A 16775-nucleotide genomic window follows, 5' to 3' on the forward strand; every position below is an offset into this window, starting at 1 on the left:
GGCGCGGCGGGCGGGGGGCGCGGGGGGGGGGGGGGGGGCCTAACCCCCCCCCCCCCCGGCGGCGGCCACCGCGGTGGCCGCCGCGTCCGTGGCCGGGCAGGGCGTTGGTGCCCTGCAGGCCCACCTCAAGGCGCAGCCGAAGGACGCGACCGCCTGGGCGGCGCTCGGGGCCGCATACGTGGAGGAGGCCCGGGTCAGTGGCGACCCGTCCCGCTATCCGCAGGCCGAGAAGGCGTTCGCACGGTCCTTGCGGCTCCGGCCGGACGACAACGCCGAGGCCCTCGCGGGACGGGCCGCCCTCGCCGCCGCACGGCACGACTTCCCCGCGGCACTGCGGGACGCCGAGCGCGCGCTGGCCGTGAACGCCTACAGCGAGCGCGCTCTCGCCGTGCGGATCGACGCGCTCGTCGAACTCGGCCGGTACGGCGATGCGTCGAAGGCGGCGAAGCAGGCGGACACCCGCCGGCCCGGCATCCCCGTCTTCACGCGCTTCGCGTACGTCCACGAGCTGCGCGGCGACACGGCCGAGGCGCGGCGGGTGCTGGAACTCGCCCTGGACTCCGCCGCCGGCCCCGCCGACATCGCGTACACGGCCACCGCGCTGGGTCAACTCGCCTGGCACGAAGGCCAGTACGAGCAGGCGCTGCGGCACTGCGACCACGCGCTCAAGGCCGAGCCCGGGAACCTGGAGGCGCGGGAGTGCCGGGCTCGTGCTCGTGCCGGAAAGGGCGATCTCCCGGGCGCGATCGAGGAGTTCGAGGGCATTGTCGAGCGCGCGCCACTGCCGGCGCGACTCGTCGCGCTCGGCGAGCTGTACGAGGCGACCGGGCAGCGCGAACGGGCCGAGCAGCAGTACGCGGTCCTCGGTACCTGGACCGGCCTCGCCCGGGCGGGCGGGGTCAACCCCGACCTGGACACCGCGCTGGCCGCCGCCGACCACGGCAACCGCGCGGACGCCCTGCGCGCCGCCCGCGCCGAATGGCAGCGGCGCCGCACGGTCCACACGGAGGACGCGCTGGCATGGGCGCTGCATCGGTCCGGCCGGTCGGCGGAGGCGCTCTCCCATGCCAGGAAGGCGACCGCGACCGGGTACCGGAACGCCGTGTTCCTCTATCACCGCGGAATGATCGAGCGGGCGGCGGGCGACGAGGCGGGCGCGCGGAAGTCCCTGTCCCTGGCACTGGTACTCAACCCCGCGTTCTCGCCGACGGGTTCACGGGAGGCGCGACGCGCGCTGGACGGGCTGGAGGGGTCATGAGGAGGCAATTCCCGCGCTGGTTGGCAGGTTGGGTGTCCGGCGCCCGCGGCGGGCTGGGCGCCGCCCCGCATCCTCCGGCTCAATCCGGGCCCCACCGGCACTCGAGCACGGACACGCGGCACGACCGGACCATGCCGGTCCAATCCGGGCCCCACCGGCACTCGAGCACGGACACGCGGCACGACCGGACCACGCCGGTCCAATCCGGGCCCCACCGGCACTCGAGCACGGACACGCGGGCCCACACGGCGGTATCGGGCACGCACCGAGCCCGTCCGGCGTTCGAGGACGGACACGCGGGCCCACCCGGCGCTGCCGGGCGCGTCCCGGGGGGCCCGGGGGCGAAGCCCTCGGTTCGGGAAGGGGCGGGGAGGGGCAAGCTCCGCAGGACCCTCACCGGCTTCGCCGCCGTGCTCGCCGCCACCGTCGCCCTGCTGGCAGCGGGCGCCACCCCCGCCGCCGCGCACCCGCTGGGGAACTTCACCGTCAACCACTACGACGGTCTCGTCGCCACTGCGGGCGAGTTGAGGATCGACCACGTCGAGGATCTCGCGGAGATCCCGACCGCACGGGTCCGGCCCCAGACGCTCTCGGCGGCCGAGCTCGCCGCGTGGGCGCAGGCGCGGTGCGGGACGGCCGCGCAAGAGGCACGGCTGCGGGTGGACGGTCGGGCGGTACCGGTCGGTGCCGGCACCGCGCGGGCGGAGATCCGGCCCGGGCAGGCGGGGCTGCCGACGCTGCGCATGGAGTGCCGGATGACGGCACCGCTGCCCGACCGCGGCGCGACCGTGGACTTCCGGACGGGCACCGGCGGGCCGGGATGGCGGGAGATCACGGCGCGCGGCGACCGTACGACCCTGACCTCGTCGGACGTGCCCCGGGACTCCGTGTCGCGCAGGCTCTCCGCGTATCCGGCAGGCCTGCTCGACTCGCCGCCCGACCGCACCACCGCGACGCTGACGGTCGAACCGGGCGGCCCCGCCCTGGCCGAGGACACGGCAACCGCCGCGCCCCCTTCCGTGCTGCCGCGCGGCGTCGACCGCTGGACACAGGCCCTGACCGGGCTCGTCGAGCGGCGCGAGCTCACCCTCTCCTTCGGCGCGCTGGCCCTCGCGATCGCCGTCGGCCTCGGAGCGCTGCACGCTCTCGCCCCGGGTCACGGCAAGACACTCATGGCCGCGGCGGCAGCGGCGGGCGGACGGAGCTCGCTGCGGGACGTCCTGGCCCTCGGCGCCTCCGTGACGGTGACCCACACCCTCGGTGTGTTCGTGCTGGGTGCCGTCGTGGCCGCGGGCTCGACCGTCAGCCCGTCCGTCGTGGGCTGGCTGGGCGTGGCGAGCGGCGCACTGGTCACGGTGGCGGGCGCCCTGCTCGTACGCCGGGCCTGGCACCACCGCGCGCACGAGCACGGGCACGGGCACACCCACTTCCCCTGGCCCGGCGCCGGACACGCGCACTCCCACGGTCACAGCCACAGCCACAGCCACAGCCACGACCGTGCCGACGACAGCGCGGAGCCGGCCCACGAGCACCCCCACGAACACCCCCGCGGGCACTCGCACGACACGCCTCCCTCCCGCACGCAGCCGCTCCGCCGCACCGTCCTCCTCGGCTTCGCCGGAGGCCTGGTGCCCAGCCCCTCCGCCGTCGTCGTGCTCGTCGGCGCCGCGGCCCTCGGGCACGCCTGGTTCGGGTTGCTGCTCGTCGTCGCGTACGGCCTCGGCCTCGCCCTCACGCTCGCCGCCGCGGGCTTCGCCGTCGTACGGCTCGGGGCGCGCGCGGGTGCGTGGCTGGCCCGGCGGCGGGGCGGCGGGCGGCGCGGGGGACGGCTCATCGGCTTCCTGCACCGCACCGCTCCGCTGAGCACAGCCGTCGCCGTGCTCGTACTCGGGTGTGGATTGCTGTTCAGAGGGGCCGCAGGGACCATCAGTTGAGCTAGCTTGGAGAGGTTTTCACCGTGATGGTCGCTTTGCTGCGGATGGGGGGCTCGTGATGAGCGAAGTGCCGGGCGACGGCCGGAACGAGGGTCGCGACGACCAGCGGGACGACGAGGGGCTGGTCGCGGGGCGCTACCGCCTTCTCGACCGGCTGGGCGAGGGCGGCATGGGCGTCGTGTGGCGCGCCCGTGACGAGGTACTCGGCCGGGAGGTCGCGGTCAAGGAGGTCCGGGCACCCGACGCGCTCGGCACGACCGATGTGCGCCGGCTGTACGCGCGGCTGGAGCGTGAGGGCTGGGCGGCCGCCCGCATCTCGCAGCGCAACGTGGTGACGGTCTACGACGTGGCGTCCCACGACGGCCGGCCGTGGATCGTGATGGAGCTGATCCGCGGGCTCTCGCTCGCCGAGGTGCTCGAGGCCGAGGGCCCGATGCCCCCGCAGCGCGCCGCACGCATCGGGGCCGAGATCCTCGCCGCACTGCGGGCCGCGCACGAGGCCGGGGTGCTGCACCGCGACGTGAAGCCCGGGAACGTGCTGCTCGCCAACGACGGCCGGGTGGTGCTCACGGACTTCGGTATCGCGATGGTCGAGGGCACGTCGAATCTGACGATGACCGGCGAGCTGGTCGGATCGCCCGAGTTCCTGGCCCCGGAGCGGGCGTTGGGGCGCACCCCGGGCCCGGAGTCGGACCTGTGGTCGCTCGGGGTGCTGCTGTACGCCGCCGTGGAGGGGATCTCCCCGTTCCGCCAGGACACCCCTCTGAGCACCTTGCGGGCGGTCGTCGACGAAGAGCTGCCCCCGTCCCGCAGGGCGGGCGCGCTGGGGCCGGTGATCGCCGGACTGCTGCGGAAGGATCCCGCGGAACGGCTGTCCGCGGAGGAGGCCGAGCGCGAGCTGCGGATCGTGGGCGCCGGCGGCACTCCGCGCACCGGCTCCACTCCCCCGCAGCCCTCCGGCCCGTACGCCCCGACGGTCGCCTCGGGCACACCGGCCACGCCCGCACCGACGGCACCGGCCACACCTGTGGGCGGCTTCGGACCGCCCACCCCGCCGACGGGAGCGACCCCCGTCCCGCCCGGCCGGCCGCGACGTGCCACGACCGCGCTGGTCGCCGGAATCGCCGTCCTGCTCCTGTCGATCGGCGGCCTCACCTACGCGCTCGTGAACAGTGGGGGCAGCGGAGACAAGGACAACGGCAGCGGAGGCACGAGCAGCGGGGCGACGGACGGCGGCACGGCGGACGGAGGAGCCACCACCGGCCCGGCCACGTCCGGGGAAAGCTCCCCCGAGGACACGCCCGGAACGCCGAGCACCACGGACAGTTCGAGCGCCGGCGGCCACGGCTCGGCGACGGCACGGCCACCGCAGACCGTGCAGGTGTACGCCCAGGCCGTGATCGGCAGCTACAGCGGCACCTGCCCGCCGCCCGAGGCCGAGGCCCCCGCTTTCCGGGCGACGGTCACCGTGGGACGTACACCCGCCTCCGTCTCTTACCGCTGGGTGACCGAGAGCGGCAGGACGTCCGGCAAGGGCTGGAAGACGATCGACTTCCCTTCCGGGGAAGGGAAGTCGCAGCACGTGAACCACATCGAGCTGACGTACGAGGAGAACGCGACGCACCACGACCGGATCCGGCTCGAGGTGCGGAGTCCGGTCGAGGCGCACTCGAACTGGGTGGCGTTCTCGGTGACGTGCGAGGAGGAGGCCCCGACGGGCGAGCCCTCCTATCCGACGGATTCGCTCACACCGCAGAACTGAACGGAGGCAGGTAGCCGCCGGACTGTCCGGACGCGGTGGGGTGGTACGACTCGCTGATGTTCAGCCAGTTGACGCTGTGCAGCCAGGCCGCTCCGGAGCAGATCTCGTGCCCGGTGAAGGCCGGGGCGACATCGGCGAAGGTGAATCCGTGGTCTGCTGCGCGCTTGGCGATGGCGGCGTTGAGGTGGTTGGCGCCGCCGTTGATGGCCGCGCGCTCGTTCTCGGTGAGTCCGGCGAGGCAGCTGCCGTTGAGTCGGTAGAAGCGGGGGTAGCCGAGGACGACGACGTGCGCGGCCGACGCCCTGGATCTGATCGCCGAGTACACCGAGTCGAGACGCCCGGGCAGGGTCGTGTCGACATAGCGCTTCGCCTCTTCGACGCGGGCGATGCAGGTGCTCTCGGACTGCAGGACGCAGGTGGTCATGACGTCGGCGAAGCCGGCGTCGTTGCCGCCGATGGTGAGGGAGACGAGGTCGGTCGCCGAGGTGACGGGGCCGAGCTGGTTCGCCGTCACATCACTCGTACGAGCACCCGAGCAGGCGGTGAAGGCGAATGAGGAGGGTGAGTTGGCGGCCGCCCAGAGGGCGGGGTAGGCCCGGTTGGTGCGCTTGCAGTCGCCGCTGGAGCTGATGTAGGAGCCGGCGCCGAGGCCCGAGGAGTACGAGTCGCCGAGGGCCACGTAGTCCAGTGCCGCCGCGCTCTGGGCGGCCTGCGCCTGGCCCGCTCCGGTGAGAGCGAGGACGGCGCCGAGGAGGAGTGAGGATGAGAATGCCGCGATTCGGGACAGTTTCATGGAACCTCCCTTTAGCAGGATCTCTGCCTCAACTGTCGTAGCACGCCCCATAGTTCACCGGAAGTGTCCATGCCAAGAACAATCGGGGATCACCGCCCACTTCTTGACGGACCGTCGGACGCGGCCCAGCATGGATGCACGCATCTGGCGCCTTGGGGGGCAAAGTCGCCCATGCAGACGATCACCAGCAAACCGGACGCACTCCGCCGGGCCCGATCGGATGTGCTGCCGGTGCTCGCGGGGGGAGCCCTGACGGTGTCGGGGGTCGGCGCGGCACTGGCGCTCACCGGTCTCGACTCACCGTTGCGCGCGCCGCTCGCGCTCTTCCATCTCCTCGTCGCACCGGCCGCCGGACTTGCCGCGGCGCTACGACCGTTGGCACACCCGGCCCGGTTCGCCCTGTCGGCGGCCGGCGCGGTGGTCATCGATCTCTTCATCGCCCTGTTGATGCGGACGCTGGACATCCGGTCCGTCGCATTCGGTGTCACATCCGTCGCAGCGATCACCTTCTTTCTCTTTCTCACCGGGATGCGGAACAGGCTTGCGCATTTCGCCCCGGGAAGGAAAAAGAAGTAAAAACGTGAGACCTCGGTCCAGGTCTTGTCATACAGTCCTAATCATCAATACCGTCGTACATCCACCCGCAACGGCCCATCATGCAAGGCGACTCCAGGGGAGGGGTCGAGCGTCACGCCAGGGCCGGAGCGGAGCGCGGTAGGGGGGTGCCGAGTTCGGTCATGCCATTGCGCATGTGCCGATTCACGGGCCGCGCGACCAGCAATGCCGACTCACCCACTGTGCACGGAGATCCATGCCGTCATGGCCGGGGTGAGAACCCCCCTTTCGAACCGGACACTCATCCGGACCGCCCGGGACGGGCGGTCCACCGGACGAGAGGGAAACCGACTCATGAGCTCGTTCCTGCGCCCGGCGGTCCCGGGGAACACCGCCGGGGCCACTGCCACCGTCACGGCCACGGCGACCGCCATGGCCTCGGCCACACTGGGCCGCATACCGGCCCAGTACCGTCCGATCTCCTCCCATCTCGCGATCACGCCGCCCGTCAGCGTCGTGATCCCCGCCATGAACGAGGCGGAGAACCTTCCGTACGTCTTCAAGACGCTGCCCGAGTGGATCCACGAAGTCGTCCTCGTCGACGGCAATTCCACGGACGACACCGTGAATGTCGCCCGGGAACTGTGGCCCGACGTCAAAGTCGTCAAGCAGGCCGGAAAGGGCAAGGGGGACGCACTCATCAGCGGTTTCGCCGCGTGCACCGGCGACATCATCGTCATGGTCGACGCGGACGGCTCGGCCGACGGCCAGGAGATCGTCAGCTACGTCTCCGCCCTCGTCGGCGGCGCCGACTTCGCCAAGGGCTCCCGCTTCGCCAACGGCGGCGGTACGGACGACATGACGGCCATCCGCAGACTCGGCAACCGCGTCCTGTGCGCCGTCGTCAACGCCAAGTTCGGCGCGCGCTACACCGACCTCTGCTACGGCTACAACGCCTTCTGGCGCCACTGCCTCGACAGAATCACCCTGGACTGCACCGGCTTCGAGATCGAGACCCTGATGAACATCCGGGTGGTCAAGGCCGGACTGCGGGTCCAGGAAGTGCCCAGCCACGAGTACCTGCGCATCCACGGCGTGAGCAACCTCAGCGCCGTACGGGACGGTCTGCGCGTCCTCAAGGTCATCCTCAAGGAGAAGGGCGTCCGCCGCCCGGCGCGCCGTACACCCGCCCTCACCCTCAAGGCTCCGCGGGGAGAGGTCTCTTGAGCCACCGGACGTACTCCGTGGTGATCTGCGTCTACACCGAGGACCGCTGGGAGGACATTCTCGCGGCCGTCGACTCGGTGCGGGCCCAGTCGCTGGCTGCGCTGGAGACGCTGCTCGTCGTCGACCACAACCCGGCGCTGCGGGAGCGCCTCACCGAGGAGTTCACGGCGTACCGGGCGTCCGGGGCGGCGTACGGCGAGGAGGTGCGGGTGCTCGCCAACGCGGGCCCCCGCGGCCTCTCGGCGGGCCGCAACACCGGAATCGCCGCCGCGCGCGGCGAGATCGTCGCCTTCCTCGACGACGACGCCGTGGCCGAGCGCGACTGGCTGCGGTACTTCGACGAGGGCTACGACGATCCGCGTGTCGTGGCCGTCGGGGGAAGGACCGTGCCGGCCTGGGCGTCGGGCCGCCGGCCCGCATGGTTCCCCGAGGAGTTCGACTGGGTCGTCGGGTGCACCTACCGGGGCCTGCCTCCGGGCCGGGTGCAGGTCCGCAACGTCCTCGGCGGGAACGCGTCCTTCCGGCGCACGGCCTTCGACGCCGCGGGCGGCTTCGCCACCGGCATCGGACGGGACGGTGACAAACGGCCGCTGGGCTGCGAGGAGACCGAGCTGTGCATCCGGCTCGGCCGGGCCCTCCCCCACGCGGTCCTGCTGATCGACGACCGCGCCGTCATCCACCACAAGGTCCCGCGGGCCCGTGAGCGCTTGGGCTACTTCCGCACCCGTACGTACGCCGAAGGCCTGTCCAAGGCCCTCGTCGCCCGCAGTGTCGGCAGCGACAAGGGCCTGGAGTCCGAGCGCCGGTACACGACGCGGGTGCTCCCTGCGGGCGTGGTCCGCGGACTGCGTGACGCCCTGCTGGGCAGACCCGGCGGGGCTGGCCGGGCAGCCGCGATCGTGGCGGGCGTGGCCACGGCGGCGGCCGGGTACGCACTGGCGAACGTGCGTACCCGCTCCGGAGTGGCGTTCTCCCACGGCCCCATCGCCGCGTACGCGTCGCGGGGCCCGGCGGGCGCGAGCAGCCTGGCGGGGGCCGGAGGCCCGGCAGGTGCGGGAAGCCCGGCAGGTGCGGGAAGCCCGGCAGGCCCGCGAGGCCCAGGAGGTGAGCCGTCGCCGTGAACCAGGCCGTGCCGATCCTCATGTACCACGCGGTCGGGCACCGGCCCGCGCCGGCGACGTACGGACTGTCCGTGTCGCCGGATGCGTTCGCCGAGCAGATGGAGCTGCTCGCCGAGCGCGGGTTCACGCCCGTCACCACGGCGGAGCTCGGGCGGGCGTGGCGGCGGGGCGAGCCACTGCCGTCCCGCCCCGTCCTGATCACCTTCGACGACGGCTACGAGGGCGTGCACCGGCACGCCCTTCCCGTCCTCGCCAAGCACGGCTTCGTCTCGACCCTGTTCGTGTCGACCGGCTGGCTGCGGGGTGAGCACGAGACGGGCGGCGCCCTCGACACCATGCTCGACTGGGACCAGGTACGCGCCCTGGCCGCCGCGGGCACGGAGATCGGCGGCCACACCCACACCCATCCGCAGCTGGACCAGCTCGACGACCGCCGGCTGCGGTTCGAGACGCTGCGCTGCCGGGAGATCATCGCCGGGGAGCTGGGCACGGCCCCGCTCTCGTTCGCCTACCCCTACGGCTACTCCAGTCGGCGCGTACGGCACATGGTGCGCGCCGCGGGCTTCGCCCAGTCGCTCGCCGTGGGCAACGCACTGGCCCGCCGCCGCCAGGGCCCGTACGCACTGGAGCGCGTGACCGTGCGGCGGAGCACCGGCATCGAGGAGTTCGAGCGGCTCGTCGAAGGCCGCGCCATCGCGCGCAACTTCGCCGGGGACCGGGCACTGACGAAGGGATACGCCCTCGTCCGCCGGGCGCGCAGGGCGGTACGGGTGTTGCGCGAATGAGGCGCAACACCCACGCCACGCGGACCACGTGCCACGCGTCAAAACATCGTGCGCGGAGCGCCCTCGTGCCGGATCATGGGCGCCATGCCTGCCAACCCTGAGGACGCACTGCCGATCCGGCTCAACGTCGACGACAGCGATTCACCGTCGGACGTCGTCGACGCACTGTTCCTCGGCCGCTTCGCGACGGGCGAGCAACCGTACTCGCACAGTTCCACGATCGACCGGGTCAAGTCCGGCGCAACGCTGCTGCCGCCGGGCGCGTCCGTGCTGCGCGCGGCACGCGACGACGACCGCAGCGCGACACTCGCCGAGGGCGACGGCTGGACGCTGCTGATCTCCCGGTGGAACCGGGGGGCCGATGTCACGGTCACCGCGGTCAGCTCCGAGCTCGCCGAGAAGATCCACCAGCAGGCGACCGACGGTGTCCAGGACGAGCCCGAGCCCCAGCCCGAGAACGTGACGATGGGCTTCTGGTACGTGTCCCCGCGCCGCGGCCCGCACCGCACCACCCGCCAGATCAGCGCAGGCACGTGGGAAGAGGTGCGGCCCAACTACACGGCGCCGGTGGCCGACGCGATGGACCGGCTGATGAAGGTGACCCCTGAGGACATCGCGGGACGGCTGCTCCTGCTGCACGGTCCGCCGGGCACGGGCAAGACGTCGGCGCTGCGCACCCTGGCCCGCTCGTGGCGGGACTGGTGCCAGGTGGACTGTGTGCTGGACCCGGAGCGGCTCTTCAACGACGTCGGCTATCTGATGGACATCGCGATCGGCGAGGACGAGGGCACGGCGAAGGGCCGCTGGCGGCTGCTGCTCCTGGAGGACTGCGACGAGCTGATCCGCGGCGAGGCCCGGCACACTGCGGGCCAGGCGCTGTCCCGGCTGCTCAACCTGACGGACGGGCTGCTGGGCCAGGGACGCAACGTCCTGGTGGGTGTCACGACCAACGAGGACCTGGAGCGCCTCCATCCGGCGGTCGTCCGCCCGGGCCGCTGCCTCGCCCGGATCGAGGTCGGCCCGCTCACACGCGCGGAAGCGGTGAGCTGGCTGGGCACGGACGAGGGCGTGGCCCGCGACGGCGCGACGCTGGCGGAGCTGTACGCCCTGCGGCGGGGGACGACACCGGCGTCGGTGCCGGCCCAGCACGGCGACGCGGACGCGGGGCTGTATCTGTGACCGGAGGTACCCGTCCTCTGCCCGGCACAGGAGTTGTCGGCCACTGAACGAAGGGCCGGGCGAGGCACCGGGCCCTTCGTCATCCGTCACTTGCCGTACGCCGCCCGCAGCGCGTCCTCCACCGCCGCCGCCGCGTCCGCGCGGGACAGCCCGAGGCGGCGGACCTGCTCCGCGTACGCCTGTGCGGCCGACGCCGCCTGGCGCTCCGCGGCCTCGCCCGCCGCGGCGACGAACGTCCCGTTGCGGCCGCGTGTCTCGATCACCCCGTCGCCCTCCAGCGCGCGGTACGCCTTGGCGACGGTGTTCGCGGCGAGGCCCAGTTCCTCGGCGAGGCCCCGTACGGTCGGCAGCTTGTAGCCGACGGGCAGTGCGCCCGAGCGGGCCTGCCCGGAGATCTGGGCGCGGAGCTGCTCGTAGGGCGCGGTGGCAGAGTGCGTATCGATGACGATCTTCAAGGTCACCGCCCGATTGTCCCCCACCGCTCCGACGGTCGGCGGAAAATGGGAGGCGACGGCCTCGCGGGCGCACGTAGCGTGCCCTCTCATGACGGTGATTGTGCGTGAAGTACGCCCCCGGAACGCCGAGGACGCCGAGGGCTTCGCCCGGGTCCGGCGGGCCGCCCTGCCCTTCATGCTGGCGAGCGCCGAGTCGGTCGTGTTCGACGCCGCGCACGCGCATCCGGACGCCCACTACCGGCAGCTGATCGCGCTGGAGGACGACGGGATCATCGGCACGGCGCAGGTCGGGATCGTGTACGACAGTCCGGAGCCGGGCGTCGGTTACGCCAATGTCTACGTGCATCCGGACCGGCGCCGCCGCGGCGCCGGGGCGCTGATCCTCCGCGCCGCCGAGGAGCATCTGGCGGTCGCAGGGGCCGACACCGTGTACTCGTGGGTACTGGACGAGCCGGCGAACCGCGCCTTCGCCGAACGCCACGGCTACCGCTCGAGCCGCTCCGCGCACTTCCTCCGTCTCGACCTGGCGGGCGGCACCCTGCCGCCGCTGTCGGCGCCCCCGGCCGGTGTGAGGATCGTGTCCGGTGACCACTTCGCCGACGATCCGCGGCCGCTGTTCGCGCTGGACGCGGAGACCACGGCCGACGAGCCGAGCGATGTGGACTCGGAGTTCACGGACTACGAGCACTGGCTGACCGAGACCTGGAACCATCCCCTGTTCAGCCGCGAGCTGACCTCGGTGGCCCTGGTCGACGGCCGCCCGGCGGCGTTCAGCGCCGCTCGGACCGACGGCTCCACCCGCTACGGCACGGTGATGACGGGCACCGCCCGCGCCTTCCGCGGCCGGGGCCTGGCCAGGCTCGCCAAGAACGACTCCCTGCACCGCGCCCGCGCCGCCGGGTACACGGAGGCGGTCACCGGCAACGACACGGGCAACGGCCCGATGCTGGCGATCAACAAGTGGTTCGGCTACGAAATCTGTGCGACGGAGGTCCGCCATGTCCGCACCCTCGGCTGAGCGGATCGAGGTCGTCCTGGTCAAGGCGGGCCGCACCAAGATCCGATACCCGGCGGAGCTCGTCTCCGACGACGGCACCCGCATCGTCGTCCGCGCGCCCTGGGCGGGAGAGGGCGCGCGCGACTTCGGCTTCGTCCGCTTCGAGCAGGGTGACATCTTCACGGAGTACTACTGGCGCGACCGTTGGTACGCGGTGAAGGAGGTCCGCGGGCCCGGCGGCACGCTCAAGGGCTGGTACTGCGACATCACCCGGCCGGCCGTGCGCTCCGGTGCCGAGCTGGTCGTCGAAGACCTGGACCTCGATCTGTGGGTGTCGGCGGACGGTTCGGAGATCCTCCGCCTGGACGAGGACGAGTTCCGCGAGAGCGGCCTCGCGGAGACCGACCCCCGCGCGGCCGAGGAGGCCGAGCGCGCCCTGGACGCGCTCGAACTCCTCGCCCGCGGGGGCGGGTTCACCGATCTCCTCACCTAGGCCCGTTGAGAACTCCCGCCCGGCACCCGACGCCTGGCACGCTCCCCCAGAGCTTGCGCCTGGGAGGTGCCCCCACCCCGTAGCCCTTCGGGCGCGGGAGGTGCCCCGACGCTGTGTTGTCGGAGTCATCCGAGTACGTCCGGTACGAGGATGATCGTCCGTCTTGCGATCGCACGCACCGGACGCCGCGAGCCCCGCCCTACGGGCGGACGGCGCCAGTTCTCACACACGGCCCAGAGCCCTGTCTTCCGGATCGTGCCGGGCTCGCGAGCCGTGCTCACTGCGCCGGTCGACGCCCCCGGGTGATCAGCTTCTTCAGCCACGGCCACGCCAGCAGCAGCACGATCACCGCGTACACGGTCACCGAGAACGGCGTGTCGACCAGGCCGGTCACGCTGCCGTCACTGATCTGCAGCGCACGCCTCAGCTGTTGCTCGGCGGCCGGGCCGAGGATGACGCCGATCACCGCCGGCAGCACCGGGAGCCCGTACCGCCGCATGCCGAAGCCGATCAGGCCGATGGCCAGCAGGATGACGAGGTCCAGCGCCTCCCCGCCCACCGCGTAGGCACCGACGGCGGCGAAGAAGAGGATTCCCGCATAGAGGTACGGCCGCGGGATGCGCAGCAGCTTCGCCCATAGGGGCGCGAGCGGCAGGTTCAGCGCGAGCAGCAGCACCATGCCGACGAAGAGCGAGGCGATGAGGCCCCAGACCAGGTCGGGTTCGCGTTCGAAGAGGAGCGGGCCCGGCTGGATGCCGTACTGCTGGAAGGCGGCCAGCATCACGGCCGCGACCGCCGTGGTCGGCAGGCCCAGGGTCAGCATCGACACGAGCGTGCCCGCGGCCGAGGCGGACGCCGCCGACTCGGGACCGGCCACGCCCTCGATCGCGCCCTTGCCGAACTCCTCCTTGTGCTTGGAGAACCGCTTCTCCGTCACGTACGAGAGGAAGGTCGGGATCTCCGCGCCGCCGGCCGGGATCGCGCCGAACGGGAAGCCGATGACCGGTCCCCGCAGCCAGGACTTCCACGTCCTGCGTACATCCGCCGTACCGAGCCAGGGCCGGCCGACGGGGATCGCCTCGCCGGTCGTGCGCCGCAGATGGGCAGCGACCCACAGCGCCTCACCGATCGCGAAGAGGCCGACCGCGACGATGACGACGTCGATGCCGTCGGCGAGCTGGAGTGAGCCGAACGTGAGCCGCTGCTGCCCGGTCATCTGGTCCAGGCCGACGAGGCCGAGCGTCAGTCCGATGAGCAGGGAGGCAAGCCCACGGATCCGCGACGAACCGAGCACGGACGTCACGGCGATGAAGGCCAGCACCATGATGGCGAAGTAGTCGGGCGCGCCGATGTCCACGGCGAGTGCGGCGACCGTCGGGGCGAGTGCGACGAGCAGGATCGTGCCGATCATGCCGCCCGCGAAGTGGCCGACGGCGGCGGCGGCGAGCGCCTGCGCGCCGCGGCCCGCCTTGGCCATCGGGTTGCCTTCCAGGGCGGCGACGACGGCCGCGCTCTCACCGGGCGTGTTGAGCAGGATCGATGTGGTGGAGCCCCCGAACATCGCGCCGTAGTAGATGCCGGCGAACATGATGAAGGCTCCGGTCGGCTCGAGCCCGTACGTCACCGGGAGCAGCAGGGCCACGGCCATGGCGGGTCCGATGCCGGGCAGGACGCCGATGGCCGTGCCGAGCAGCACGCCGAGCGCCGCCCAGAAGAGGTTGACCGGGGTCAGGGCCGTTCCGAACCCGTCGATGAGGGAGTTGAGCGAATCCATCGGCTAGAGCACCCCCATCAGCGGGCCGCCTGGCAGCGGAACCCCGAGCAGGTTGTTGAAGACGAAGTAGGTGATGAGGGAGAGCCCGGCGGCGATCAGCGGGTCGCGGTGGTGGTGGCGGCTGCCGAGGGCGTACGCCGAGCCCCAGAAGAGCAGGGCCCCGGAGACAGGGAAGCCGAGGGGCCCGATGAGGACGGCGTTCGCGAGGAAGACCCCGGCGAGGAGCAGGACCGTACGCCAGTCGCTCGGCTCGGACAGGTCGATGTCCTCGCCGGTCTCCGACTCGCCACGGCCGCCGCGCAGGACGTCGACGGCGAGGAGCACCGCGACGGCGAGGAGGCCGATGCCGACGACGACGGGCACGGTCCTCGGCCCGATCGGACCGCGCTGGGCGATGTCGACGTCCATCGTCAGCGCGTCGGTCAGCACGAGTATGCCGATGAGGAACAGCAGCAGGCTGACGCCGAGTTCGGAGCGCTCGCGCAGCCAGGAGCGACGGGTTTCCTCGGCCGGCCGGGGTTCGGCTGTCTGTGTGGTCACAGTCCCAGCTCCTTCAGCACGGTGTCGACGCGCGTGTTCTGCTCGTCGAGGAAGTCGCCGAACGCGTCGCCCGGGAGGAAGGCGTCGTTCCAGCCGTTCTTCTTCATCGAGTCCTGCCACTGTCGGGAGTCGTGCAGCTTCTGGACGAGGCCGACGAGCTTCTCGCGTTCGGCGTCGGAGAGTCCGGGCGGGGCGACGATGCCGCGCCAGTTGGTGAATTCGGTGTCGAGCCCGGCCTCGCGCAGGGTGGGCGCGTCCAGGCCCGGTACGCGCTTCGGACCGGTCACGGCAAGCAGCCGCAGCTCCCCCGACCTGATCTGGTCGAGGTACTCGCCGACGCCCGAGACGCCGAAGGCGACCTTGTTGCCGAGGATCGAGGCGAGCAACTCGCCGCCGCCGTCGAACGGGATGTAGTTGACGGACCTGGGGGCGATGCCCGCCGCCTGCGCCATGAGCATCGGGGCGAGGTGGTCCGGCCCGCCGGGTGAGGAACCGCCGCCTACGGGCAGCTTGCCCGGGTCCTTCTTCCAGGCGTCGAGCAGGTCCTGGATCGTCCGGTACGGGGAGTCCTTCGCGACCACCACGATGTCCTGCTCCTCGGTGAGCCGGGCGATCGGGGTGGTGTCGGAGAGGGTCTTCGGGGACTTGTTGGTGTGCACGGCGCCGACCACACCGAGACCCATGGACATGGCGAGACGTCCGTTGCCGTGCTCTCCGACGAGCCGGGTCAGCCCGACGGTGCCACCGGCCCCGGGGAGGTTGAACACCTCGATGTTGTGGGTGAGCCCCGCGTCCTCGGCGTTCTTGGCCGCGGTGCGGGCAGTGATGTCGTAACCGCCGCCGGGGGTGTTGGGGACCATGAAGCGCAGGCCTGGGATCTGCGTGCCGGCTTCGGCGCCGCTGCCCGTGGTGAGCAGCGGTGGCCCTACGAGCACCAGCAGCGCTGCCCCGAGCAGGGCGAGGGGTGTGCGCAATCGCACGTGAGCCGCCTTTCGAGCAGAGCGGGGGAACTTGTGAAGTGGCCCACATGTTGCCTGCGTGTTAAGAAGCTGTCTCTCTTCCGGAATCAACGGACGTTGTGGTCGTTGCGGTCGCCGCCTAGCGTGTCGGCGTACTGCGCTTTCCCGGGGGCCGATCCCCGGACCCCCGGCCGAAGAACTGCGGCCCGGGGGCAGGGCGGCCCGGCCTCGCGAGGTGACTCCCGGTGAACGTGCTGGTGGTGGACGACGACTTCATGGTCGCGAAGCTGCACGGCCGCTATGTGTCCGCCACGGCCGGTTTTGCGGTGGTCGGGGTGGCCCACAGCGGCGCCGAAGCGCTGCGCGCGGCCGAGCGGCTGCGCCCCGACCTGGTGTTGCTCGACATCTATCTCCCCGATATCGACGGAATCAGCGTCCTGCGCGAACTGCGCGCGGCGGAGGAGCGCGACGGGGACCGTCAGCCGGCCGACGTCCTCTTCATCACCGCGGCCCGCGACGCCGGCACGGTCCGCTCGGCGCTGCGCGCGGGCGCCCTCCACTACCTGATCAAGCCCTTCAACCAGGCGGCGCTCCAGGAGCAGCTGCGCCACGTGGCGTCCCTGCGGGCCCGCCTCGACGACCTGGACGAGGCCCGCCAGGAGGACGTCGACCAGCTCTTCGGCACCCGCCCGCCCGGCTCCCGCGGACTCCCCAAGGGCCTCGCCCCGCACACGGCCGACCTGGTCGACCGCATCCTCCGCGCCCACCCGGAGGGCCTCTCGGCCACACAATGCGCCGAGGCGGGCTCCCTCTCGCGCGTCAGCGCCCGCCGCTACCTGGAGTACTTCGCGGAGACGGGCCGCGCGGAGGTCACGCTGCGCTACGGGGGGACGGGGCGTCCGGAGCGACGGTACCGGCGGATCGGCTGAGGCCGGGGCTCCGG

General features: G+C 72.3%; 15 protein-coding genes and 1 pseudogene. 11 read left to right on the forward strand and 5 right to left on the reverse strand.

The features are described from left to right. Window positions 1-49: 49 nt before the first annotated feature. The 3 genes and pseudogenes from ACWCP0_RS29205 to ACWCP0_RS29215 form a co-directional block, all read left to right on the forward strand. Window positions 50-1258: pseudogene (locus tag ACWCP0_RS29205) on the forward strand (tetratricopeptide repeat protein); the annotation flags it as partial. Between the two features lie 410 nt (window positions 1259-1668). Then, the gene (locus ACWCP0_RS29210; RefSeq protein WP_451081762.1) at window positions 1669-3192 is read left to right on the forward strand and encodes an urease accessory protein UreH domain-containing protein; all 1524 of its coding nucleotides are present in this window, start codon (window positions 1669-1671) and stop codon (window positions 3190-3192) included. A 58-nt stretch (window positions 3193-3250) separates the two neighbouring features. Beyond that, entirely contained in the window at window positions 3251-4954 is a 1704-nt protein-coding gene (locus tag ACWCP0_RS29215; protein WP_451081763.1) for a protein kinase domain-containing protein, read from the forward strand. Here the strand turns inward: ACWCP0_RS29215 and ACWCP0_RS29220 are convergent. Next, window positions 4938-5747 (reverse strand): SGNH/GDSL hydrolase family protein, encoded by an 810-nt coding sequence (locus tag ACWCP0_RS29220; protein WP_451081764.1) that lies wholly within the window; start codon window positions 5745-5747, stop codon window positions 4938-4940. The genes ACWCP0_RS29215 and ACWCP0_RS29220 overlap by 17 nt on opposite strands. Before the next feature lie 171 nt (window positions 5748-5918). On the opposite strand from ACWCP0_RS29220, the gene ACWCP0_RS29225 reads away from it, so the two are divergent. The 5 genes from ACWCP0_RS29225 to ACWCP0_RS29245 all read left to right on the forward strand — a co-directional run bounded on the left by ACWCP0_RS29225 (window position 5919) and on the right by ACWCP0_RS29245 (window position 10614). Continuing rightward, on the forward strand, window positions 5919-6323 hold the full coding sequence (locus ACWCP0_RS29225; protein ID WP_451081765.1) for a hypothetical protein: 405 nt from the start codon (window positions 5919-5921) through the stop codon (window positions 6321-6323). A 333-nt stretch (window positions 6324-6656) separates the two neighbouring features. Beyond that, a complete protein-coding gene (locus tag ACWCP0_RS29230) occupies window positions 6657-7529 on the forward strand; it encodes a glycosyltransferase family 2 protein (protein WP_451081766.1) in 873 nt (290 codons plus the stop codon). Further along, on the forward strand, window positions 7526-8650 hold the full coding sequence (locus ACWCP0_RS29235) for a glycosyltransferase family 2 protein (protein ID WP_451081767.1): 1125 nt from the start codon (window positions 7526-7528) through the stop codon (window positions 8648-8650). The genes ACWCP0_RS29230 and ACWCP0_RS29235 overlap by 4 nt, the downstream gene beginning before the upstream one ends. Before the next feature lie 20 nt (window positions 8651-8670). Beyond that, a complete protein-coding gene (locus tag ACWCP0_RS29240) occupies window positions 8671-9435 on the forward strand; it encodes a polysaccharide deacetylase family protein (RefSeq protein ID WP_451081856.1) in 765 nt (254 codons plus the stop codon). Between the two features lie 84 nt (window positions 9436-9519). After that, entirely contained in the window at window positions 9520-10614 is a 1095-nt protein-coding gene (locus tag ACWCP0_RS29245; RefSeq protein WP_451081768.1) for a DUF5925 domain-containing protein, read from the forward strand. An 86-nt stretch (window positions 10615-10700) separates the two neighbouring features. Here the strand turns inward: ACWCP0_RS29245 and ACWCP0_RS29250 are convergent, their stop codons facing one another. Continuing rightward, a complete protein-coding gene (locus ACWCP0_RS29250; RefSeq protein WP_451081769.1) occupies window positions 10701-11075 on the reverse strand; it encodes a GntR family transcriptional regulator in 375 nt (124 codons plus the stop codon). Window positions 11076-11157: 82 nt separating this feature from the next. Between ACWCP0_RS29250 and ACWCP0_RS29255 the strand changes: the two genes are divergently transcribed. Then, on the forward strand, window positions 11158-12087 hold the full coding sequence (locus ACWCP0_RS29255) for a GNAT family N-acetyltransferase (RefSeq protein ID WP_451081770.1): 930 nt from the start codon (window positions 11158-11160) through the stop codon (window positions 12085-12087). Further along, the gene (locus ACWCP0_RS29260; protein ID WP_451081771.1) at window positions 12068-12559 is read left to right on the forward strand and encodes a DUF402 domain-containing protein; all 492 of its coding nucleotides are present in this window, start codon (window positions 12068-12070) and stop codon (window positions 12557-12559) included. The genes ACWCP0_RS29255 and ACWCP0_RS29260 overlap by 20 nt, the downstream gene beginning before the upstream one ends. A 277-nt stretch (window positions 12560-12836) precedes the next feature. Here the strand turns inward: ACWCP0_RS29260 and ACWCP0_RS29265 are convergent, their stop codons facing one another. From ACWCP0_RS29265 to ACWCP0_RS29275, 3 genes are read right to left on the reverse strand one after another with little or no spacing between them, the layout of a single operon-like run. Then, the gene (locus ACWCP0_RS29265; protein ID WP_451081772.1) at window positions 12837-14333 is read right to left on the reverse strand and encodes a tripartite tricarboxylate transporter permease; all 1497 of its coding nucleotides are present in this window, start codon (window positions 14331-14333) and stop codon (window positions 12837-12839) included. 3 nt (window positions 14334-14336) lie between these two features. Next, window positions 14337-14873: a tripartite tricarboxylate transporter TctB family protein gene (locus ACWCP0_RS29270; protein WP_451081773.1), complete on the reverse strand. Its 537-nt coding sequence runs from the start codon at window positions 14871-14873 to the stop codon at window positions 14337-14339. Beyond that, window positions 14870-15853, reverse strand: a complete 984-nt coding sequence (locus tag ACWCP0_RS29275) for a Bug family tripartite tricarboxylate transporter substrate binding protein (RefSeq protein WP_451081774.1) — start codon at window positions 15851-15853, stop codon at window positions 14870-14872. The genes ACWCP0_RS29270 and ACWCP0_RS29275 overlap by 4 nt, the downstream gene beginning before the upstream one ends. A gap of 230 nt (window positions 15854-16083) precedes the next feature. Between ACWCP0_RS29275 and ACWCP0_RS29280 the strand changes: the two genes are divergently transcribed. Beyond that, window positions 16084-16761 (forward strand): response regulator, encoded by a 678-nt coding sequence (locus ACWCP0_RS29280; RefSeq protein WP_451081857.1) that lies wholly within the window; start codon window positions 16084-16086, stop codon window positions 16759-16761. Window positions 16762-16775 lie beyond the last annotated feature (14 nt).

This window comes from Streptomyces sp. NPDC001970 (assembly GCF_053594115.1).

Bases quoted from the DNA above. Each gene is read 5' to 3' on its own strand.
- ACWCP0_RS29215 (WP_451081763.1), top strand. From the start codon at position 3,251: ATGAGCGAAGTGCCGGGCGACGGCCGGAACGAGGGTCGCGACGACCAG.
- ACWCP0_RS29220 (WP_451081764.1), bottom strand. From the start codon at position 5,747: ATGAAACTGTCCCGAATCGCGGCATTCTCATCCTCACTCCTCCTCGGC.
- ACWCP0_RS29225 (WP_451081765.1), top strand. From the start codon at position 5,919: ATGCAGACGATCACCAGCAAACCGGACGCACTCCGCCGGGCCCGATCG.
- ACWCP0_RS29230 (WP_451081766.1), top strand. From the start codon at position 6,657: ATGAGCTCGTTCCTGCGCCCGGCGGTCCCGGGGAACACCGCCGGGGCC.
- ACWCP0_RS29260 (WP_451081771.1), top strand. From the start codon at position 12,068: ATGTCCGCACCCTCGGCTGAGCGGATCGAGGTCGTCCTGGTCAAGGCG.
- ACWCP0_RS29245 (WP_451081768.1), top strand. From the start codon at position 9,520: ATGCCTGCCAACCCTGAGGACGCACTGCCGATCCGGCTCAACGTCGAC.
- ACWCP0_RS29240 (WP_451081856.1), top strand. From the start codon at position 8,671: ATGTACCACGCGGTCGGGCACCGGCCCGCGCCGGCGACGTACGGACTG.
- ACWCP0_RS29265 (WP_451081772.1), bottom strand. From the start codon at position 14,333: ATGGATTCGCTCAACTCCCTCATCGACGGGTTCGGAACGGCCCTGACC.
- ACWCP0_RS29255 (WP_451081770.1), top strand. From the start codon at position 11,158: ATGACGGTGATTGTGCGTGAAGTACGCCCCCGGAACGCCGAGGACGCC.